This is a genomic window from Burkholderia sp. WTPI3, from assembly GCF_021483755.1.
In the GTDB taxonomy this organism is placed as follows: Bacteria; Pseudomonadota; Gammaproteobacteria; order Burkholderiales; family Burkholderiaceae; genus Burkholderia.
In genome coordinates this window covers 74738-95866 of record NZ_JAGIXF010000019.1, presented here as the reverse complement: position 1 = coordinate 95866, position 21129 = coordinate 74738, and the positions used below count along the sequence as shown (strand labels likewise).

General features: G+C 66.4%; 18 protein-coding genes and 1 pseudogene. 8 read left to right on the top strand and 11 right to left on the bottom strand.

Translation table 11 applies throughout. The annotated features are described in order from the left end of the window. The first annotated feature begins 3 nt into the window (after positions 1 to 3). On the top strand, positions 4 to 906 hold the full coding sequence (locus tag J7024_RS13315) for a uracil-DNA glycosylase (protein WP_234745116.1): 903 nt from the start codon (positions 4 to 6) through the stop codon (positions 904 to 906). 121 nt (positions 907 to 1027) lie between these two features. On the opposite strand, the gene J7024_RS13310 is transcribed toward J7024_RS13315, so the two are convergent. The 4 genes from J7024_RS13310 to J7024_RS13295 form a co-directional block, all read right to left on the bottom strand. Next, the gene (locus J7024_RS13310) at positions 1028 to 1624 is read right to left on the bottom strand and encodes an FMN-dependent NADH-azoreductase (protein ID WP_124828599.1); all 597 of its coding nucleotides are present in this window, start codon (positions 1622 to 1624) and stop codon (positions 1028 to 1030) included. 146 nt (positions 1625 to 1770) lie between these two features. Continuing rightward, positions 1771 to 3570: a M61 family metallopeptidase gene (locus J7024_RS13305; RefSeq protein ID WP_175752594.1), complete on the bottom strand. Its 1800-nt coding sequence runs from the start codon at positions 3568 to 3570 to the stop codon at positions 1771 to 1773. 115 nt (positions 3571 to 3685) lie between these two features. Continuing rightward, positions 3686 to 4414, bottom strand: a complete 729-nt coding sequence (locus tag J7024_RS13300; RefSeq protein ID WP_124828601.1) for a DsbC family protein — start codon at positions 4412 to 4414, stop codon at positions 3686 to 3688. Between the two features lie 90 nt (positions 4415 to 4504). Next, the gene (locus J7024_RS13295) at positions 4505 to 5683 is read right to left on the bottom strand and encodes a UbiH/UbiF family hydroxylase (protein WP_124828602.1); all 1179 of its coding nucleotides are present in this window, start codon (positions 5681 to 5683) and stop codon (positions 4505 to 4507) included. 247 nt (positions 5684 to 5930) lie between these two features. On the opposite strand from J7024_RS13295, the gene ychF reads away from it, so the two are divergent. Beyond that, entirely contained in the window at positions 5931 to 7025 is a 1095-nt protein-coding gene (gene ychF, locus J7024_RS13290; protein ID WP_124828603.1) for a redox-regulated ATPase YchF, read from the top strand. 788 nt (positions 7026 to 7813) lie between these two features. Here ychF and gabP read toward each other — a convergent pair. From gabP to J7024_RS13275, 3 genes are all read right to left on the bottom strand, one after another. Continuing rightward, positions 7814 to 9205, bottom strand: a complete 1392-nt coding sequence (gene gabP, locus J7024_RS13285) for a GABA permease (protein ID WP_175786984.1) — start codon at positions 9203 to 9205, stop codon at positions 7814 to 7816. Between the two features lie 462 nt (positions 9206 to 9667). Then, a complete protein-coding gene (locus J7024_RS13280) occupies positions 9668 to 10012 on the bottom strand; it encodes an MmcQ/YjbR family DNA-binding protein (protein ID WP_124828605.1) in 345 nt (114 codons plus the stop codon). Between the two features lie 89 nt (positions 10013 to 10101). Continuing rightward, positions 10102 to 11349, bottom strand: a complete 1248-nt coding sequence (locus J7024_RS13275; RefSeq protein WP_234745115.1) for an MFS transporter — start codon at positions 11347 to 11349, stop codon at positions 10102 to 10104. 193 nt (positions 11350 to 11542) lie between these two features. Between J7024_RS13275 and gcvA the strand changes: the two genes are divergently transcribed. The 3 genes from gcvA (at position 11543) to ettA (ending at position 14710) form a co-directional block, all read left to right on the top strand. Next, positions 11543 to 12460, top strand: a complete 918-nt coding sequence (gcvA, locus tag J7024_RS13270) for a transcriptional regulator GcvA (protein WP_175751112.1) — start codon at positions 11543 to 11545, stop codon at positions 12458 to 12460. Between the two features lie 84 nt (positions 12461 to 12544). Further along, positions 12545 to 12853, top strand: coding sequence for a DUF3761 domain-containing protein (locus tag J7024_RS13265; protein ID WP_124828608.1), 309 nt, complete (start codon positions 12545 to 12547; stop codon positions 12851 to 12853). Between the two features lie 189 nt (positions 12854 to 13042). Continuing rightward, on the top strand, positions 13043 to 14710 hold the full coding sequence (ettA, locus tag J7024_RS13260) for an energy-dependent translational throttle protein EttA (protein ID WP_059236395.1): 1668 nt from the start codon (positions 13043 to 13045) through the stop codon (positions 14708 to 14710). Between the two features lie 62 nt (positions 14711 to 14772). Here ettA and J7024_RS13255 read toward each other — a convergent pair whose 3' ends face one another. The 4 genes and pseudogenes from J7024_RS13255 to J7024_RS13240 all read right to left on the bottom strand — a co-directional run bounded on the left by J7024_RS13255 (position 14773) and on the right by J7024_RS13240 (position 17701). Further along, the gene (locus tag J7024_RS13255) at positions 14773 to 15396 is read right to left on the bottom strand and encodes an HAD family hydrolase (protein ID WP_124828609.1); all 624 of its coding nucleotides are present in this window, start codon (positions 15394 to 15396) and stop codon (positions 14773 to 14775) included. Then, positions 15393 to 15601: pseudogene (locus J7024_RS13250) on the bottom strand (cysteine hydrolase); the annotation flags it as partial. The gene J7024_RS13255 and the pseudogene J7024_RS13250, both read right to left, overlap by 4 nt. Positions 15602 to 15613: 12 nt before the next feature. Continuing rightward, positions 15614 to 17428 carry an aminopeptidase P family protein gene (locus tag J7024_RS13245; RefSeq protein WP_124828610.1) on the bottom strand — a complete coding sequence of 605 codons (1815 nt, stop codon included), beginning with the start codon at positions 17426 to 17428 and terminating at the stop codon, positions 15614 to 15616. Between the two features lie 18 nt (positions 17429 to 17446). Further along, the gene (locus J7024_RS13240) at positions 17447 to 17701 is read right to left on the bottom strand and encodes a hypothetical protein (RefSeq protein WP_096504391.1); all 255 of its coding nucleotides are present in this window, start codon (positions 17699 to 17701) and stop codon (positions 17447 to 17449) included. 171 nt (positions 17702 to 17872) lie between these two features. Here J7024_RS13240 and J7024_RS13235 point away from each other — a divergent pair, with 171 nt between their 5' ends. From J7024_RS13235 to prfA, 3 genes are all read left to right on the top strand, one after another. After that, positions 17873 to 18634 (top strand): response regulator transcription factor, encoded by a 762-nt coding sequence (locus J7024_RS13235; RefSeq protein ID WP_124828611.1) that lies wholly within the window; start codon positions 17873 to 17875, stop codon positions 18632 to 18634. Between the two features lie 26 nt (positions 18635 to 18660). Beyond that, positions 18661 to 19959 (top strand): glutamyl-tRNA reductase, encoded by a 1299-nt coding sequence (gene hemA, locus J7024_RS13230; protein ID WP_124828612.1) that lies wholly within the window; start codon positions 18661 to 18663, stop codon positions 19957 to 19959. 81 nt (positions 19960 to 20040) lie between these two features. Then, positions 20041 to 21123, top strand: a complete 1083-nt coding sequence (prfA, locus tag J7024_RS13225) for a peptide chain release factor 1 (RefSeq protein ID WP_124828613.1) — start codon at positions 20041 to 20043, stop codon at positions 21121 to 21123. The last annotated feature ends 6 nt before the right edge of the window (positions 21124 to 21129 follow it).

The following is a 21129-nucleotide window of genomic DNA, read 5'->3' as shown; positions in this document are numbered from 1 at the left end:
CGCATGGCAACCCGCAAGACTCTCCGCACGCCGCAGCAGGCGTCGCTGTTCGACGATCTCGTGCCGGAAACGGCACGCGACGATGTTCCCGCTCCGCCGTCCGAGCCGCTGTCAACTGCGCGCAAGCCGGCGAAGAAAGCCGCGGCAGCCGCCCCGACTCCCGCTGCGCGCCCTGCCGCCGTGGACGTCCCGCACCTCGCCGCCCAATTCGACGCGCTGCCGGCCGTCTGGCGCGACGTGCTGAAACCCTTCACCGACAGCGACGCATACACGCCGCTGTGCCGCTTCGTCGACGACGAGCGCGCGGCCGGCAAAACGGTCTACCCGACCGACGTGTTCCGCGCGCTGCGCCTGACGAGCCCGGACGACGTGAAGATCGTGATCCTCGGCCAGGACCCTTACCACGGCGACGACCGCGGCACGCCGCAGGCGCATGGCCTTGCGTTCTCGGTGCCGCCGGCAGTCCGCACGCCGCCGTCGCTGCGCAACATCTTCAAGGAAATCGCCGCGAATTTCGGCCACGACACGCCGCGTCACGGTTGCCTCGACACTTGGGCGCGCCAGGGCGTGCTGCTGCTCAACACCGTGCTGACGGTCGAGCGCGGCGCGGCCGCGAGCCATGCGAAGCGCGGCTGGGAACAATGCACGGACACGCTGATCCGCGAACTCGCCGGCCGTCATCGCGGGCTCGTGTTCATGCTGTGGGGTGCGCATGCGCAGGCGAAACGCGCACTGTTCGATGCGAGCGCGCATTGCGTGCTCGAGGCACCGCATCCGTCACCGCTGTCCGCGCACCGCGGCTTCCTCGGATGCCGCCACTTCGCGCTTGCGAACGACTATCTCGTCAAAGCTGGCCGCTCGCCGATCGACTGGCGCCTGCCGGAAGTGGCCGAAACGCTCGCGTAGCGGTCTCCCCGCTTTTCAGCATTCGGCTTTCGCCGCACCACGCAAAAACGCCGCGCCCCTTTCGGGACGCGGCGTTTTTTTCACCGGGCGACTCAACGGGTGCGACGCACCCGCATCGACCTTACGCTGCAGCGATGGCTTCGCGTGCGCTGGCAAGCGCGGCGCTCTGCGCATCCGGCCCGAGGTTCAGGCCTTCTGCGTGGATGAAGTTCACGTCGGTCAGGCCGATGAAGCCGAGGAACGAGCGCAGGTACGGCGTCTGGCTGTCGTTCGGCGTACCCAGGTACTTGCCGCCGCGTGCCGTCACCACGTGAACCTTCTTGCCCTTGATCAGGCCTTCCGGACCGTTCTCGGTGTAGCGGAACGTGACGCCGGCACGTGCGATCCAGTCGAAATACGTCTTCAGCTGCGACGACACGCCGAAGTTGTACATCGGTGCGCCAATCACGATGATGTCGGCGGCTTGCAGTTCGGCGATCAGCGCATCGCTCTTCGCGACGATCGCATTCTGTTCCGCGCTACGCTTGTCGGCCGGCGTGAAGAACGCGCCGAGCACCGATTCGTCAAGGTGCGGCAGCGCGTCAGTCAGCAGGTCGCGAACCACGACCTTCGAACCGGGGTTCGATTGTTGCAGCTTTGCCGTCAGTTCGTTGGACAGCAGCGTGGACTGCGCACCTTGCGAGCGCGCGGCGGAATTGATTTGCAGAATGGTCGTCATGTCAGGCTCCAGTTAGGTTGCGCTTCGGTAGCGCGAGTGAAGCCATTGTGCGTGTCCGCATGGCCGCGAAAAAGCGGGTTGCGGGCGACGGATTGTTGCAGCAGCAGAACAATCCGTGGTCGCGCCCCGAAACCCGCCCTCCGCGCTCAGCCCTTCAGCCAGGCTTCCCGGGCCTTGTATGCGGCGGCCGGTTTCGCCGCCGCCGTCAGCCGGTAGCGTGTGACTTCCGGCCCGTCCAGCTTCAGTTTGGCGGTCCGCAGCTCGTCGCGACGGAATGCGTGGATCTCGACCTTGTCGCCCGGCCGGTAGCGCGCAAGCAGCGTGTCGAGGTTCGTGCCCGTGACGCGCAGCCCGTCGAGCGCGATCAGCGTATCGCCCGCCGACAGTCCGGCGCGATGCGCTGCGCCGCCTTCGTAGACGGCCGCCAGCGTGCAGTCCGCGCCGCCGCGCAGGCGTGCGCCGATGGTCGGCTTTGCGGCCGCACCGTGCGCGAGTTCGGGCGTGAGCGTCACGCCGAACGGCGCGAGCAGTTCGCCAAGCGGCAGGTCGCGCGTGCCGTGCACGGCGTCGGCGAACAGGCGGCCGAGCGTGACGCCCGTCGCTTCCTCGATCAGCGTCTCGACCTCGTTTTCCTCGACGCCCGCCTGCTTGCCGCGATAGAAATCGCGGCCGTAACGTTGCCACAGCAGACGCATCACGTCGTCGAGCGACTTGCGGTTGCGGGTCTGTGCGCGAATCGCGAGATCGAACGCGAGCGCGACCAGCGAACCCTTCGTGTAGTAGCTGACGATCGCGTTGGTCGCGTTTTCGTCCTGGCGGTAGTACTTGATCCACGCGTCGAACGAGCTGTCCGCGACGCTCTGCTTCAGGCGCCCGGTGCCGCGCAGCACGCCGCCGACCGTGCGGCCGAGCGCCGCGAAATATTCGTCCTGCGACATCAGCCCGCTGCGCACGAGCATCAGGTCGTCGTAATACGACGTGAAGCCCTCGAACAGCCACAGCAGCGACGTGTAGTTTTCCCGCGCGAGGTCGTACGGTACGAACGCGGCCGGCTTGATGCGCTTCACGTTCCACGTATGGAAGTACTCGTGGCTGCAGAGGCCGAGATACGTGCGATAGCCTTCCGTCGTTTCGGGCCGCCCCTTCACCGGCAGATCGGTGCGATTGCAGATCAGCGCGGTCGATGCGCGATGCTCGAGGCCGCCGTAACCGTCGCTGACCGCGAGCGTCATGAACACGTAGCGCTCCATCGGCGCTTGCTTCGATTTCGGCTCGAACAGTGCGATCTGCGCTTCGCATACGCGCTTCAGGTCGGCGCGCAGCCGCTCCATGTCGAGTTGCGTCACGCGCCCGGCGATCACGATGTCGTGCGGCACGCCGTGCGCATCGAACGTCGCCAGCGCAAATTCGCCGATCGTCACCGGATGGTCGGTGAGCTCGTCGTAGTTCGATGCGCGATACGCGCCGAAACCGTAGCGTTTGGTGCCGCGCGCCTCGGGCAGCGAGGTGCCGACGCGCCACGTGCGGAATGCCGGGCCGGCCGGCTTCGCGATGTCGACTTCGCACGGCGCATCCTCGCGGCCGGCGACGCTCAGGAACACGGCCGTCGCGTTGAAGAAGCCTCCCGATTCGTCGAGATAGGCGGAGCGCACCGACAGGTCCCACGCGTACACGTCGTAGCGCAGCGTCAGCGTGCCGTTCACCGGCGCGGCCTGCCACGTGTTCTTGTCGGTCTTCGCGATCCGCACCTTGCGACCGGCGTCGTTGAACGCGGCGAGCGTCACGATGTTGCGCGCGAACTCGCGCACGAGATAGCTGCCCGGAATCCACACCGGCAGCGAGAAGCACTGGCCCTCGGGATCGGGATCGGCAACCGTCACCGACACTTCGAACAGGTGCGCGGCGAGATCTTTCGGGACAATCGAATAGCGGATCGGCTGGGTCATCGTGGCAATCGGTCGAAAATCGAACGGAATACGGCGGCGGAAACGAAGAGAGGCGCCGGCAGGTACCGCGGGCGCCCCTCGCTGGCCAGACCATGCGGCCCGGCTTGTCGGTCGGTTACTTGCTCGACGCGAGCGCCTGGTTGAGCTGCTCGGCCGACACCGCGCCCGGCAGGCGGCGGCCGTCGGGCAAGAAAATCGTCGGCGTGCCCGTGACGTTCATCCCGCGGCCGAGCGCGAGATTCTTGTCGAGCGCGCTGGTATCGCAGTTGCCGGCACCGGACGGCGTGCGATGGTCGAGCATCCAGCTCTGCCAGGTTTTCGCGCGATCGGTCGCGCACCAGATCGCCTTCGACTTCAAGGTCGAATCCGGCGACAGCACCGGGTACAGGAACGTGTAGACGGTCACGTTGTCGATCGACTGCAGCGTCGTCTCGAGCCGCTTGCAGTACGGGCAGTTCGGATCGGAGAACACCGCGATCTTGCGCGCGCCATTGCCCTTGACGACCTTGATCGCGTTCGCGAACGGCAGGCTCGTGAAGTCGATCCTGTTGAGATCGGACAGGCGCGCGTCGGTCAGGTTCTTGTGCGTCCTGGTGTCGACGAGATCGCCGAGCAGCACGTAGTCGCCGGCTGCATCGCTATAGATGATCTGCGAGCCGAGGTTCACTTCGTACAGCCCCGCGACCGGCGATTTCGACACGCTCTTGACCGGTGCGTCGCTGCCCAGACGCGCTTGCAGCGTCGCTTTCAGCTTGTCGGTGGTTTGGTCGGCCTGCGCGGTGCAGCCAAGCGTCGCCATCGTGACGGCCAGCGCCAGCGACGCGATGCGGATAGTTTTTTTCATCCAGTCGTTCCTTCAGCTCAATCGGAGTGCACGGCACAGTGTACGCCGTAACGGAACCCTGTCCGACCGGCACCGTGCGTGAAGGTTCGCTCAACCGAGCGCGGCCGACACGAGCCAGCGCTTCACGAGCGGTTGCGCGCCGACGAACGCCATGCCCGCGTTGCGCACCGCCTTCGCGAACGAACCCGGCACCGCGAACAGCCGCTGCAGCCCGTCGGTCGCGACCATCAGCGCGCGGATGTCCTCGCGGCGCGAACGCTCGTAGCGGCGCAGCAGCACGGTATCGCCGAGGTTGCGGAAGCTTTCCTTGTTTGCGATCGCATCGGCGAGCGCCGCGACGTCCCGCAGCCCGAGGTTCATCCCTTGCCCGGCGAGCGGGTGGATCAGGTGCGCGGCATCGCCGACGAGCGCGACGCGCGGGGCGATCAGCTTGTCGACGGTCTGCAGCGCGAGCGGGAAGCCGGCGGCCGGCGTCACGCATTCGAGCGTGCCGACCTGGCCGTGCGACACGCGCTCGACTTCGGCAGCGAGTTGCGCGGGATCGAGCGCGAGCAGTTCATCCGCGTGCGCGGTGTGCGCGGACCACACGAGCGACACATGGCCGTCCGGCAACGGCAACAGCGCAATGATCTCGCCTTCATGAAACCACTGGCAGGCCGTCTCGCGGTGCGGCAGCGACGCCTTGAAGTTCGCGACGATGCCCGTCTGCCGGTAATCGCGCCGCTCGATCTTGGCCCCCATTTGGGAACGCACCCACGAATGGGCACCGTCCGCGCCGACCACGAGGTCCGCTTCGAGCACCTGCCCCGACGACAGCGTGAGCACGGCCGCGTCGTTGCGCACGTCGAAGCCTTGCGCACGCGCATCGAACCACGTGAGATTCGGCTGGAACCGCAGCGCGGCATCGAGGGACGCCTCGATCAGCGACGATTCGGCAATCCACGCGAGTTGCGGCACGGACGCCTGGTACGCGGAGAAATGCAGTTCCGCGTGCGCATCGCCGTACACGCGCATGTCGTACACCGGCGCAAGCCGGCCGTGGTCCAGCGCCTGCCAGACCCGCAGCCGCTCCAGCAATGCCTGCGAGCTGGACGACAGGGCATAGATGCGCGTGTCGAACGCGAGATCGGCGGGGCGCGGCGCGGCCGGCTGTGCCAGCAACGCGGTCTTGTAGCCGGACTGGGTCAGCGCGAGCGCGGCTGTCTTGCCGACGAGCCCGCCGCCGACCACGGCGACGTCGAAGATAGGGTGGGCAGTCATGGCGGGCATTATAGCTGCGGGGCCAATCCCTTACGCGGCCGGACTTTGCGGGAAATCAGCAGAATCGCGGGCGCGGCCGGCAGCGCGGCGGCCCGTCGCATCGGCCGTTCGGGTCGAGCCCGGAAACCGGTGCGCCGGCACGGTACAATAGCGCCTCTGAACGTCGGCTCGCCGCGCCCCAAGCGCCGGCCGTCCCTATTTTCCCGCGCCGCCGTGCATTGTCCGGCCGCGCCGCCTCACCCGTTCGAAGGATTCCATGAGCCTCAAATGCGGCATCGTCGGCTTGCCCAACGTCGGCAAGTCCACCCTGTTCAATGCGCTGACCAAGGCCGGCATCGCCGCCGAGAACTACCCGTTCTGCACGATCGAGCCGAACGTCGGCATCGTCGAGGTGCCCGACACGCGCCTGAAGGCGCTGTCCGAAATCGTGAAGCCCGAGCGCGTCGTGCCGGCCGTCGTCGAATTCGTCGACATCGCGGGCCTCGTCGCGGGCGCGAGCAAGGGTGAAGGCCTCGGCAACCAGTTCCTCGCGAACATCCGTGAAACCGATGCGATCACGCACGTCGTGCGCTGCTTCGAGGACGACAACGTCATCCACGTCGCCGGCAAGGTCAGCCCGATCGACGACATCGAAGTGATCAACACCGAACTCGCGCTCGCCGACCTCGGCACCGTCGAGAAGGCGCTCACGCGCTACTCGAAGGCTGCGAAGTCGGGCAACGACAAGGAAGCGGTGAAGCTCGCCGCGGTGCTCGAGAGGGTGCGCGCGCACCTCGACCAGGGCAAGGCCGTGCGCGGCCTCGATCTGTCGGACGACGAGCAGGCGCTGCTCAAGCCGTTCTGCCTGATCACCGCGAAGCCGGCGATGTACGTCGCGAACGTGAAGGATGACGGCTTCGAGAACAACCCGCACCTCGACGTGGTGCGCAAGTACGCGGAAAGCGAGAATTCGCCGGTCGTCGCGGTATGCGCGGCCATCGAAGCGGAAATCGCCGATCTCGACGATGCCGACAAGGAAGCATTCCTCGCCGACATGGGCATGGAAGAGCCGGGCCTCGACCGCGTGATCCGCGCGGGCTTCAAGCTGCTCGGCCTGCAAACCTACTTCACCGCCGGCGTGAAGGAAGTGCGCGCGTGGACGATCCATATCGGCGACACCGCACCGCAAGCGGCAGGCGTGATCCACACCGACTTCGAGCGCGGCTTCATTCGCGCGCAGACGATCGCGTTCGACGACTTCGTCACGTACAAGGGCGAACAGGGTGCGAAGGAAGCCGGCAAGATGCGCGCCGAAGGGAAGGAATACGTCGTGCACGACGGGGATGTGATGAACTTCCTGTTCAACGTCTGATGCATCGACAGACACTGCTTCTCGCAGTGTCGCCGCACCCAGGAAAGGCCCGCTGAAGTAGCGGGTCTTTTTTCATTCCGCTAACCCGTCCTGAAATAGGTTGACACTTTTTCGCCGAAGCGAAGAGGTACCAAGTGGAGCAAGGGATCAAGCGGGCCAGCGGAACTACCGCCTGGCTTTAAAATTGTCGGCTGGCGCCGGACCGGCAAATGCATTCGTCGACACCAGCACGAACAAACCGATCATGGCCCGTCCCACTGCGCCCTCTGTTGTGGCTGAAACGGCGCCGATTCGAGCCGATGCCGATTGGCAAGGCCGTTCGAACGGACGGGTGCCAGGAAACGCCCGTTCTCGTCTCGCGGCTGAATCCAGACGAGCTGACTCATGTGTGAACACCACGCCAGCATCATCGCTCTGATTCGCCGAACGCAGCGCGGACCAGCCCGCTTCACTCAAGCGCATGCTCTCATTCGCCATCGGTCACCCTCCCGGCACGACCGCTAATCGCGAGTCGACTTCATCATTCACTTCGGTTGTCGAAGCAAACAATGTATGAAGTTGCCGTTGCCGTGCCGATGAAATCAGACGAGTTCGATTTTTGTAAGTCCAGATGTCGATGACACGCCATGTTGCGGAACGGCCTGCATCGCCAGGGGCAAGCACATCTGCTTACTCGCGAAAGACAAATGGCCCGACCGGCACATGCCGATCGGGCCATTTCACGGCGGGCCCCCCCGCGCCGGCCGGCAGCGAACGCTCAGAGCAGCCGCCGCTCCGTCACGTCGTCGTTACATCGCCGACACCCGCCGCCCCGCACCCGCTTGCGCGTCGCGGCCGCGTTTGTTCAGCCACGAAGCAAACAGCACGATCAGCGCGAGCACGGCCGTCGCACCGACTTCCATCCGGTGCTCCTCGCTGACGAACATCACGGTCAGCGTGCCGCAGATGAACAGGATTACAGCCCACGTGAGCCACGGGAACAGCCACATCCGCAGCGTCAGGTCCGCGCCGCTCGATTCGAGCGTCTTGCGCATCCGCAACTGCGAGATCGCGATCACGAGATACACGAGCAGCGCAATCGCACCCGACGTCGCCAGCAGGAAGCCGAACACCTGCTCCGGCATCAGGTAGTTCGCGATCACGGTCAGGAAACCGAATGCGGTCGATGCCAGCACGGCCGCACGCGGCGTGCCGGTCGCATCGGTGCGATGCAGGAAGGCCGGCGCGTCCTTGCGCTTGGACAGCGAGAACAGCATCCGCGACGCGGTGTACAGCGCCGAATTCAGGCAGCTCGCGACCGACACGAGCACGATCACGTCGATGATCGCCTTCGCGTTCGGAATGCCGATCAGCTCCATCGCGCGCTGATACGAGCCGTGCTGCGGCAGCAGCGGATCGTTCCACGGCACGATGGCCGCAACGACCAGAATCGAGCCGAGATAGAACAGCGTGATACGCCAGATGACCGAATTCGTCGCGCGCACGATCTGGCGTTGCGGATTATCCGATTCGGCGGCCGCGATTGTCACGATCTCGGTGCCGAGGAACGAGAACATCGTCGTCAGCATCGCCGCAAGCACGGCGCTCGCGCCGTTCGGCATGAAGCCGTGGTGCGCAAAAAGGTTCGACACGCCCGACACGGCCGGTGCCGGCACGATGCCGACGATCGCCGCTCCGCCGATGCACAGGAACACGACGATCGCGACGACCTTGATCAGCGCGAACCAGAATTCGAATTCGCCGTAGTTCTTGACCGAGAAAAGGTTGGTGATCGTCAGCAGCAGCGTGATGCCGAGCGCGAAGATCCAGGTCGCGATGCTCGGGAACCACGCGTTGAGAATGGTAGCGGCGGCCGTCGCCTCGATTGGGATCACGAGCACCCAGAACCACCAGTACAGCCAGCCGATCGAGAAGCCGGCCCAGTGGCCGATCGCGCGATCGGCATAGGTCGAGAACGAACCGCTGTCCGGATGCGCAACGGCCATCTCGCCGAGCATGCGCATCACCAGCACGACCAGTACGCCCGCGATCGCATACGCGAGGATCGAAGCCGGGCCGGCTTCCGCGATCGCATGGCCGGAGCCGACGAACAAGCCCGCGCCGATGACGCCGGCAATCGACATCATCGTCACGTGACGCTGCTTCAGACCGGTGCCGAGGCCTGTCTTGCTTCCACTCATGTGTCTCTCTCCAAAAAACGGTTCCGGTACGACCGGTAGTCGCTGAAGGCGGCGCGGGGAGTTATCGTTGTCGAATCCGGCTGCCCGCCGCGCGTGCGCGGCATACGGGCATGGAGCCAGATCAAGCCTGTTCCGGTGGGTGCGCGACGCAGTCTGCGAAGCTGCGGGTGCGATGCGGCGCACGGGGCGCCGACGCATCGCGTGCGCCCTTTTCGTCGGCTGTGTCGGTCAGCCGCCTTCGAAGCGAAGGAGTGTAAGCATCAAACGGTTCTTCACTAAGAACCAATTGAAGAATTTCGATAGAACCACTTGTTGCATCGATGCGAAACGATGCAACGCCTGGTCCAGTCTGGCCCCTGATTGTGGGCCGCTGGAGCGACCGATTGCCGTCGGCCGGCATCGCCGCGATCGCGTAGCACCAGTGACGTTCGCGTGTCCCGCAGCGCGCGCCGCACCACGCACTCAGTTCGCGCCGCCCGCCCCTTCGTCCTGCCACTTGGCCGGCACGATTGCACGCCATTCTCGCAGAAGCAGGTTTTTCACGGCGTCGGGATGCGCCGCCGACAGGCGCACCAGCACGATCGGCCAGCCTGCATAGTGATCGGTCATGTAATACACGTCGGGCTCCGATTCGATCAGCCACGCGCGCTCATCGGGGCCGACGCCCTTCACGACGAGCGTGTCGCCGTCCTCGCGCAGGCGCGCGAGCATCTTGCCCTTCACCCTGAGTGCGGGCGTGCCGTACGACGTGCCTTCCTCGACACCCCGCCACGCGAGCACGATCCGCCGGACTTCGTCGAATGTCACGATGCGCCTCCGTGCGTCGATGATCGACGTCCCGGCCACCGTAGCGGAAATCACCGGCAGCGCCTAGCCGACGGCCGCGCCTGATTCGTCTAGCGACCGGCCGCGCGCGCGGCCACCGATGCGCGCCCGGTGGCGGCAACGATCGCGAACGCAATCGCATTCGCGGCGGCGCTCGCAAGGATCGGCACGAGGTAGCCGCCGCCTGCGTCGTAGATGAAACCGGCCGCGGCCGGCCCGATCAGCGTACCGAACGCGACGCTCGTGTAGAGAATGCCGATGATCGCGCTGACGTTGCGCCCGCCGAAGTAGTCCATCACGACGGCGGGCAGCACGGCAACCCAGCCGCCGTAGAACACGCCGAATACAAGGGCGAACGCGGCAAGCGTCGCTACGGTGCCGGCGCCGGCCCATGCGACAAGGGCGACGGCCATGCCGGCGAACATCGCGAGCAGCGATGCGCGACGACCGAAGCGATCGGCGAGGCCGCCGAGGAAAAAGCGTCCTGCCGTGCTGCCCACGCCGATCGCACCGAGCAGCAATACCGCCGTGGACGGCGCGACGCCGTGATCGAGCGCGTACGGCACGAGGTGCACGAACGGCACGAAGACGCCGAACGAACAGACGCGGCACGCCGCGTAGAGGCTCGCGAACGGCCGCGACGTGACGGCCTCGCGCACGGTCGCCGCGGCGGCACCGCGCCGATCCTCGCCCGCCGGCGCACGCGCCGCATCGCCATCGGGCGACAAACCGCGCCCGCGCGGGTCGTTCTCGATCAACAGCGACATGCCCGCGCCCACCACAACGGCGATCACGGCCAGCGCGACATACGCGCCACGCCAGCCGACGTGCGCAATCAGCGCGGATGCGAGCGGTGGCATCACGAGCGTACCGACACCGATCCCTGCGACCGCGAGCCCCGACGCGAAGCCACGCCGGCGCACGAACCAGCGTTGCACCGCGCCGACGGCCGGCACGTACGCGCAGCCGACACCGAGGCCGACACCCAGCCCGTACGCGACATAGACCTGCAGCAGCGTATGCGCGGCACCGGCGGCCGCAAGCCCAGCGGCCGTCAGCAGCATCCCGACGACGGCAAGCCGCCGCGAGCCGAAGCGATCGGCGAGCGGGCCGCTGACGATGCCGAAACCGAAATACAGGAAGCCCGCCAGCGAAAACACGAGCGAGATCCGCCCGCGCGACGCGGCGAAATCCCGCTGCAGCGACTCGACGAACGCACTGAACGAGTACGCGCAGCCAAATCCGACGAACGTGACGGCGAACGCGGCTGCCACCACATACCAGCCGTAGAAGACGCGCGATGCTCGCGGGCGGTTCATGACATTGCTCCTGTCGGTGACGCACCGGCCGCCGGGCGGCGTCCATTTGCGTCGTGGATATAGTTGAACTATGTTGATCGCACAGGCTGCGAGAAGCCTCGCCATGGCAATACGATCTTCTGCAACAACGGTACTCGCGCCTGCTCATCGTCTCAAACGATATTTCGTCGGTCTTTCAATTTAGAAAAACTTAATGAAACGTTCCCGCTTGCCGCCGCTGAATGCGCTGCGTGCATTCGAAGCGGCCGCCCGTCATCTGTCGGTGAAATCCGCGGCCGAGGAGTTGTCGGTCACGCCCGGCGCGGTGAGCCAGCTGATCCGCACGCTCGAGACGCATCTCGGCGTGGAGCTGTTCGAGCGCGTGAACCGCGGCATCCTGCTGACGGCCGCGGGCCGCGACTACCTGCCGCCTGTGCGCAACGCGTTCCGGCAGATCGCCGACGCCTCGCAACGCGTATCGGGCGCCGCCGACAGCGGCGTGCTGACGGTGAGCGTCACGCCGTTTTTCGCGTCCGCGTGGCTCGTGCCGCGCCTCGCGCAGTTCCGCGACGCATGCCCGGACGTCGATCTGCAGATCGTCACGAGCCACGCACTCGCGGATTTCTCGCGCGACGGCGTCGACGTCGCAATTCGCCACGGCCTCGGCCGCTACCTCGGGCTGTGCAGCGAACGTCTGCTGACGGTGGAGATCGTCGCGCTCGCGGCGCCCGATCTCGTCGCGCGGCTGGGCATGCCGGCGACGCCCGCCGACCTGACCGGCTGGCCGCACCTGCACGACGCCGAGCGCAAAGGCTGGCACATCTGGTTCGACGCGCAGCGGATCGACGACTTCGGTCCGCCGCGCGGCCCCGCGTTCGACGATTCGGGCCTGTTGCTGCAGGCGATCCTCGCCGGCCAGGGCGCCGGGCTGCTGCCGGCGGCGATGGTGCGCAACGAGCTCGCGAGCGGCCGGCTCGTGCAGCTTGCCGATATCGCATGGCTCGACGATTTCGCTTACTACCTCGTCTATCCGCCACATCACGCGGAACGCACGAAGGTCGCTGCGTTCCGCAGATGGATTCTCGACGCCGCGCGGGCCGACGGCGCCGCATCGATGACGGGCGCGGCGTAGCGGCAACAACGACAGGCTGCCGATCGGCTAACATGCGGCGCGGGCCGCCAGCCCGCGATCGACAAGAACATGCGGAGAGAGACCATGCCTGCCCTGCTGCGCCGCGCAACGCACATCGCGACCCTGTCGGCCGCGCTGTTCGTCGCATGCGCCGCACTGCCGACTCCGGCACACGCGTACCGCGCATCACCCGGCTACGGCAACGAAGCCGACCTCGACCGTCACGACACGTACCGCAATCGCGACGGCGACACCGTGCATGCGCCGGCCCATTCGAAATCGGGACGCGCGCCCGACGGCGCGAGCGCGCGCTGCCGCGACGGCGCGTACAGCTTCAGCCGCCATCGGCGCGGCACCTGCTCGGGGCACGGCGGCGTCGCCGCGTGGCTGTGAACGCGGGTCGGCCGAATGGCCAGTGCGGTGTCAGCGACAGCCGGCGGCGAAGTACAATACGCGCTCGCGTCGCCGCACGCGGCGACACCGCCGCGCCCTGCGCGGCACGCTCCGTACCGAATCACCCGATGCCGCCACGCCCGCGCGCGCTGCGCGGCAGTCTCAACCATTTCTGACTTTCACATCCAAATGGCCCAATACGTTTTCACGATGAACCGGGTCGGCAAGATCGTGCCGCCCAAGCGCCAGATCCTGAAGGACATCTCGCTATCGTTCTTTCCCGGCGCGAAGATCGGCGTGCTCGGCCTGAACGGCTCGGGCAAGTCGACGCTGATCCGCATCATGGCGGGCGTCGACAAGGACATCGAAGGCGAAGCGACGCCGATGCCGAACCTGAACATCGGCTACCTGCCGCAGGAGCCGCAGCTCGACCCGACGAAGACGGTGCGCGAAGCCGTCGAGGAAGGCCTCGGCGACCTGTTCCAGGCCAACAAGAAGCTCGAAGAGATCTACGCCGCATATGCGGAACCGGACGCCGATTTCGACGCGCTCGCGGCCGAGCAGGCGAAATACGAAGCGATCCTCGCATCGAGCGACGGCGGCAGCCCCGAGCAGCAGCTCGAAGTGGCGGCCGACGCACTGCGCCTGCCGGCGTGGGACGCGAAGATCGAGCATCTGTCGGGAGGCGAAAAGCGCCGCGTCGCGCTGTGCAAGCTGCTGCTCGAGAAGCCTGACATGCTGCTGCTCGACGAACCGACCAACCACCTCGACGCCGAATCCGTCGACTGGCTCGAGCAGTTCCTGGTGCGCTTCCCGGGCACCGTCGTCGCCGTCACCCACGATCGCTACTTCCTCGACAACGCAGCCGAGTGGATTCTCGAACTCGACCGCGGCCACGGCATTCCGTGGAAGGGCAACTACAGCAGCTGGCTCGACCAGAAGGAAGAGCGCCTGAAGCAGGAAGAAGCGTCGGAATCGGCACGCCAGAAGGCGATCAAGAAGGAACTGGAGTGGGTGCGCCAGAACCCGAAGGGCCGCCAGGCGAAGTCGAAGGCGCGCATCGCCCGCTTCGAGGAGCTGAGCAGCCAGGAATACCAGAAGCGCAACGAAACGCAGGAAATCTTCATTCCGGTCGGCGACCGCCTCGGCAATGAGGTGATCGAGTTCAAGAACGTCAGCAAGGCGTTCGGCGACCGCCTGCTGATCGACAACCTGAACCTGAAGATTCCAGCCGGCGCGATCGTCGGCATCATCGGCCCGAACGGCGCCGGCAAGTCGACGCTGTTCCGGATGCTGACCGGCAAGGAACAACCGGATTCGGGTGAGGTCGTGATGGGCCCGACCGTGAAGCTCGCGTATGTCGACCAGAGCCGCGACGCACTCGACGGCTCGAAGACGGTGTTCGAGGAAATCTCGGGCGGCGCCGACGTGCTGACGGTCGGCAAGTACGAAACGCCGTCGCGTGCGTACATCGGCCGCTTCAACTTCAAGGGCGGCGACCAGCAGAAGATCGTCGGCAACCTATCCGGCGGCGAACGCGGCCGTCTGCACCTCGCGAAGACGCTGATCTCCGGCGGCAACGTGCTGCTGCTCGACGAACCGTCGAACGACCTCGACGTCGAAACGCTGCGCGCGCTGGAAGATGCGCTGCTCGAATTCGCGGGCTCGGTAATGGTGATCTCGCACGATCGCTGGTTCCTCGACCGGATCGCGACGCATATCCTCGCGTTCGAAGGCGATTCGCAGGTCACGTTCTTCGACGGCAACTACCAGGAATATGAAGCCGACAAGCGTGCGCGCCTCGGCGAGGAAGCCGCGAAGCCGAAGCGCCTGCGCTACAAGCCGATCAGCCGTTAAGCGGCGTGGGCCCGACATCCGGCCGCGCGACAACGCGGGCCGGATGCCGAAAGCGGCCGCCCCTATGCGAGCGCGCCCAGTTCGCGCAACCGCGCCGCGGTCGTCGCCGCGCTCGTGTGATGAATGCCGTGCCAGCCGAGCGCTGTCGCAGCCGCGGCGTTCTTCGCGTTGTCGTCGATGAACACGAGTTCGTGCGGCGCGATGCCCGGCAGGTACGGATCGATCCGCGCATGCATCGCGCGATAGATCGCCGGATCGGGTTTCACGAGCTTCACGCGCCCCGACACGACGATGTCCTTGAAGCGCCGCAGGATCGGGAAGTTGTCCCATGCATACGGGAAGGTCTGCGCGGACCAGTTCGTCAACCCGAAGAGCGGCATCCCCTGCCCGTCGAGCCGCTCGACGAGTGCCGCACCGTCGTCGAGCACCCCGCCGATCATCTCGTGCCAGCGCGCGTAGAACGCGCGAATCAGTGCCTCGTGCCCGGGAAACTTCGCGACGAGTTCGCTCGTCCCTTCGTCGATCGTCTGGCCGCCGTCCTGACGGACGACCCACTCCATCGCGCAAACGTGCGTCAGAAACCAGCGACGCTCGACCTCGTCCGGAATCAGTTGCCGGTACAGGTACTCGGGGCTCCAGTCGATCAGCACGCCACCGAAATCGAACACTACCGCCTTGATTGTCATGCGAACTCCGTGGCAAGCACGTCGGCGAGCGGGCGCGGCGTCACTGCGTTGCCCGACAGCGAGTTGTTTTCCCAGATGAAGTGACTATGCGCGACGATCTGCGCGGCCGACAGATGCGCATGCTCGTTCGTCGTATACAGATCTCGGACACGACGGTCGCCCGGTAGCCGAGCAGTGCCGGCCGTCGTCCGGCCGGCGTTGCGCATTGCGCGTTGCGTCAGATCGGTTGCGTGCGTGCGTCGAGCCACGCCTTCGCGTCGCCGCTCACGTGCCGGCCGACGCGCTCGCGCACCGTCGCGTGGTACGCGTTCAGCCACGCGCGCTCTTCCTCATGCAGCATCTCGACCAGCACGCAGCGCGTGTCGATCGGGCACAGCGTCAGCGTCTCGAACGCGAGGAAGTCGCCGAACTCGGTCTGCCCGCCCGCGCGGTTCACGACCAGGTTCTCGATCCGGATGCCCCACTTGCCGGGCCGGTACACGCCCGGCTCGATCGACGTGATCATCCCCTCTTCCATGGCCGTGTACGGTTCGGCCGGCGCATAGTGCGAGATGACCTGCGGACCTTCGTGCACGTTCAGGAAATAGCCGACGCCGTGCCCGGTGCCGTGGCCGTAGTCGAGCCCGGCCGCCCACATCGGCGCACGCGCGATCGCGTCGAGCATCGGCGAGCGGATGCCGCGCGGAAACCGTGCACGCGACAGCGCCATCATCGACTTCAGCACGATCGTGAAATCGCGGCGCTGCAGGTCGCTGACCGTGCCGACCGGCACCACGCGCGTGATGTCAGTCGTGCCGGTCGTGTACTGGCCGCCCGAATCGACGAGCAGCAGGCCGTCGCCGGCGATCGTTGCATGCGACTCGGCCGTTGCGCGGTAGTGCGGCATCGCGCCGTTCGCGTTGAAGCCGGCGATCGTCGCAAAGCTCGGCGATACATAGCCGGGGCGGCGGGCGCGCGCGGCCGTGAGTTGCTCGTCGATCGTCAGCTCGGTGATCGTCTCGCGGTTCACGGCCTGCTCGAACCACGCGAAGAATTCGGCGAGCGCAGCACCGTCGTGCTCCATCGTCACGCGCACGTGCTCGATCTCGGCGGATGTCTTGCGCGACTTCGCGAACGTCGACGGATTCACGGCCTCGACCAGCTTCACACCGGCCGGCACTGCCTCGAGCGTGCCGAACGTCACGCGGCGCGGATCGATCAGCAGCGTTGCACCGTCGGGCAGCGCCGCGAGCGACGCGCGAGCCGCGTCGTATGCACGGACCTCGACGCCGTCCTGCGCGAGCGACGCGGCGAGCGCCGGCGACACCTTGCCGTCGGCGACGAACAGCGTCGCGCAATCGGGACCGATCATCGCGTGCGCGACGAACACGGGGTTGAAGTTGACGTCGGCGCCGCGCAGGTTGAACAGCCATGCGAGATCGTCGAGCGTCGACACGAAATGCCATTGCGCCCCCTGCGCGTGCATCGCGCGGCGCACTTCGGCGAGCTTGGTTGCGCGCGTCGCATCGGCCTGCGGTGCCACGTGCTCGAACACGGCGTCGCCGGGCAGCCCCGGCCGCTCGGGCCAGATCGCGTCGAGCAGATCGCAATCGGTACGCAACGCGATGCCGCGCGCACTCAACGCGGCCGTCAGCGCGCGGGCCGCGGCGACGCCGAGCACGGCGCCGTCGACGCCGACCGTCGCACCGGCCGGCACATTCTGCGCGAGCCAGTCGACGTGCGGCGCGCTCTGCTGGCCGCCCATCATCTTCATCAGCTGGACGCCGGTGCCCGCGAGCTGCGCCTCGGCCTGCACCCAGTAACGGCTGTCGACCCACAGGCCCGCGAAATCCGCAGTCACGACCAGCGTGCCGACCGAGCCCGTGAAACCGGACAGCCAGCGGCGTGCCTGCCAGCGTTCGGGCAGGTACTCGGACAGGTGAGGATCGGCGGACGGCACGAGATAGGCGGCCAGGTCCTCGCGGACCATCGCGCCGCGCAGCAGCGCGATGCGAGCCGGCACCGACGAGACTTCGGGGAGACGGGCATTCATGATTTCACCTGAGGGCATTCAGCGACGGGCCGACAGTGCGACCGTCACGGCTACGGCAAGGAACGCGACGCCGGTGCAGACCGGCCATTCGAGCGTCTCGCCATCGTAAAACAGTCCCGAGAGATTGCCGGCGATGCGCGCGATGACCGCGCCCGCGATGCCGACCAGCACCGCGATCCACCATGCCGGCCGCCCCGTGCGCCGCATCGGATGCAGCCATCGGCCGAACAGCCCGACGGCCGCTCCCAGGACAAGGATTCCAAACCAGTTCATTCGACGCCTTCTATAAATTCAGATTCGTCCCATAGGCGTGAACGTTGCCAGCGGCTAGCATCGATTCATCCATCGAACCCTGGACCAGCCGGGCGCCGCGAACATTCGAGTGTAGGGGCCGAGCCGACATTATGGCAAGCGCGCACCGGCAGCCGTACTGAAGAAATCCACATGCGAATCGCCCTGATCGATCCCGAGGTACGTCATGCTGCGCTCCTGAACCGCCTGCTCTTCGCCGGCGGTCACGTGTGTCATGCGTTTTCGTCCAGCGCGGCGTTTTTCGCGTGGCTCGCCAACGATACCTGCGACATGCTGATCACCGGCAGCTGGGCCGGCGATCAACCGGCCGAGGAAGTCATTCCACGGGCGCAGATGGTCCTGCCCGGGCTGCCGGCCATCGCCGTGATGCAACTGCCGCGCGAAAGCGAAATCGTGTCCTGCCTGCACGCGGGTGCCGACGATTGCCTGGTGCGCCCGGTGAGCGGGCCCGAGCTGCTCGCGCGGGTCAATGCGCTGAGCCGCCGCGCCGGGGTGCGGCGGCCGCCGAACCGTTCGCGCGAAATGTATGGAGAATACGCGTTCGATGCGACCCACGGCATCGTGCGCTTCGGCGACGCAGCCGTCGCGCTCACGCCGAAGGAATTCCGCTTCGCGCAATTGTTGTTCGCGAACCTGTCGCGGCCCGTGTCGCGCGCCCATATCCTCGAGACGGTCTGGGGGCGCCGCCGCGACATGAAGTCGCGTACGCTCGACACGCATGCGTCCCGGCTGCGCAGCAAACTGCAACTGCTTCCCGAACACGGCTACCGGCTCCTGCCGCTCTACGGCTATGGCTATCAGCTCGATCGCGTGCCGATCGAGCCCCCAAATTCGAGGCCACGCCACGCTGATGCTCAGTATGCCGCGGGTGAGGAAATCGCCGAAACGCTATAATATGGGGCTAAACGATAGCCCTCGATATGCAACTCCTCACGATCGGAATCAATCACCACACTGCGCCTGTCGCCCTGCGCGAACGCGTGGCGTTTCCGCTCGAGCAAATCAAGCCGGCTCTCGTCACGTTCAAGAACGTGTTCCTCGGCCCCCAGGCGCCCAACGCGCCTGAAGCGGCGATCCTGTCGACCTGCAACCGCACCGAGCTCTATTGCGCGACCGACGACCGGGCCGCGCGCGAAGGCGCGATTCGCTGGCTATCCGAGTATCACCAGATTCCCGTCGACGAGCTCGCGCCGCACGTGTATGCGTTGCCGCAGTCGGAAGCGGTCCGGCACGCGTTCCGCGTCGCATCGGGCCTCGATTCGATGGTGCTCGGCGAAACGCAGATTCTGGGCCAGATGAAGGACGCGGTGCGCACCGCGACGGAAGCCGGCGCGCTCGGCACCTATCTGAACCAGTTGTTCCAGCGCACGTTCGCCGTCGCGAAGGAAGTGCGCGGTACGACCGAGATCGGCGCGCAGTCGGTGTCGATGGCCGCCGCAGCGGTCCGTCTTGCGCAGCGTATTTTCGAAAAGGTGTCGGATCAGCGCGTGCTGTTCATCGGCGCCGGGGAGATGATCGAACTGTGCGCCACGCATTTCGCCGCGCAAGGCCCGCGTGAACTCGTGATCGCGAACCGCACCGCCGAACGCGGGCAGCGGCTTGCCGAACGCTTCAACGGCCGCGCGATGCCGCTGTCGGATCTGCCGACCCGCATGCACGAATTCGACATCATCGTGTCGTGTACCGCGTCGACGCTGCCGATCATCGGCCTGGGCGCGGTCGAGCGCGCGGTGAAGGCGCGCCGCCACCGGCCGATCTTCATGGTCGACCTTGCGGTGCCGCGCGACATCGAGCCGGAAGTCGGCGAGTTGAAGGACGTATTCCTCTATACCGTCGACGATCTCGGCGCGATCGTGCGTGAAGGCAACGCATCACGCCAGGCCGCGGTCGCGCAAGCCGAGACGATCATCGAGACGCGCGTCCAGAATTTCATGCAATGGCTCGATACGCGCAGCGTCGTGCCGGTGATCCGTCACATGCATACGCAGGCCGACGCGCTGCGCCGCGCGGAAGTCGAGAAAGCGCAGAAGCTGCTCGCGCGCGGCGACGATCCGGCCGCCGTCCTCGAAGCGCTGTCGCAGGCGCTGACCAACAAGCTGATCCACGGCCCGACGAGCGCGCTCAATCGCGTGAACGGCGCCGATCGCGATTCGCTGATCGACCTGATGCGCGGCTTCTACCAGCACGCGCCGCGCTCGAACGACCAGTCCGGCCACTAGCGCCGGCCGGTTGCCCTGCCGCCGGCCGCGAGCCGGCCTATCCTTTCCGAATATCCTTGCCCGGGAGCGTCGCTCCACACCATGAAGACGAGCATGCAACGCAAGCTCGACCAGCTGTCCACCCGGCTGGCCGAACTGAACGACCTGCTGAGCCGCGAAAACGTAACGGCCGACCTCGACCAATACCGCAAGCTGACGCGCGAACACGCGGAACTCGGCCCGGTCGTCGAGCAGTACGCGCTGTGGCGCCAGTCGCGCAGCGACGAGACAGCCGCGCAGGAGCTGCTCACCGATGCGTCGATGCGCGATTTCGCCGAAGACGAGATTCGCAGCGCGCGCGAGCGCATGGTCCGCCTCGAAGGCGAGTTGCAGAAAATGCTGCTGCCGAAGGACCCGAACGACGACCGCAACATCTTCCTTGAAATCCGCGCGGGCACCGGCGGCGACGAATCGGCGCTGTTCGCGGGCGACCTGTTGCGCATGTACCTGCGCTTCGCGGAGCGCCAGCGCTGGCAGGTCGAGATGATGTCGGAAAGCGCGTCGGACCTCGGCGGCTACAAGGAAGTGATCGTGCGGATCGCCGGCCAGGGCGCGTATTCGCGCCTGAAGTTCGAATCGGGCGGCCATCGCGTGCAGCGCGTGCCGGCGACCGAGACGCAGGGGCGCATCCACACGTCCGCGTGTACGGTCGCGGTGATGCCGGAAGCCGACGAGATCGGCGAGATCGAAATCAATCCGGCGGACTTGCGCATCGATACGTTCCGCGCGTCGGGCGCAGGCGGCCAGCACATCAACAAGACCGACTCGGCGGTGCGCGTCACGCACATCCCGACCGGTATCGTCGTCGAGTGCCAGGACGACCGCTCGCAGCACAAGAACAAGGATCGCGCGCTGAAGGTGCTCGCCGCGCGGATCAAGGACAAGCAGTATCACGAGCAGCACGCGAAGGAAGCCGCGACACGCAAGAGCCTGATCGGCTCGGGCGACCGCTCGGAACGGATCCGCACGTACAACTTCCCGCAGGGCCGGATGACCGATCACCGGATCAATCTGACGCTGTATCGCCTCGAGGCACTCATGGACGGCGATCTCGACGAACTGATCGGCGCGCTCGTCACCGAACACCAGGCCGAACTGCTTGCGTCGCTCGGCGACGCCGACTGAGGCCGC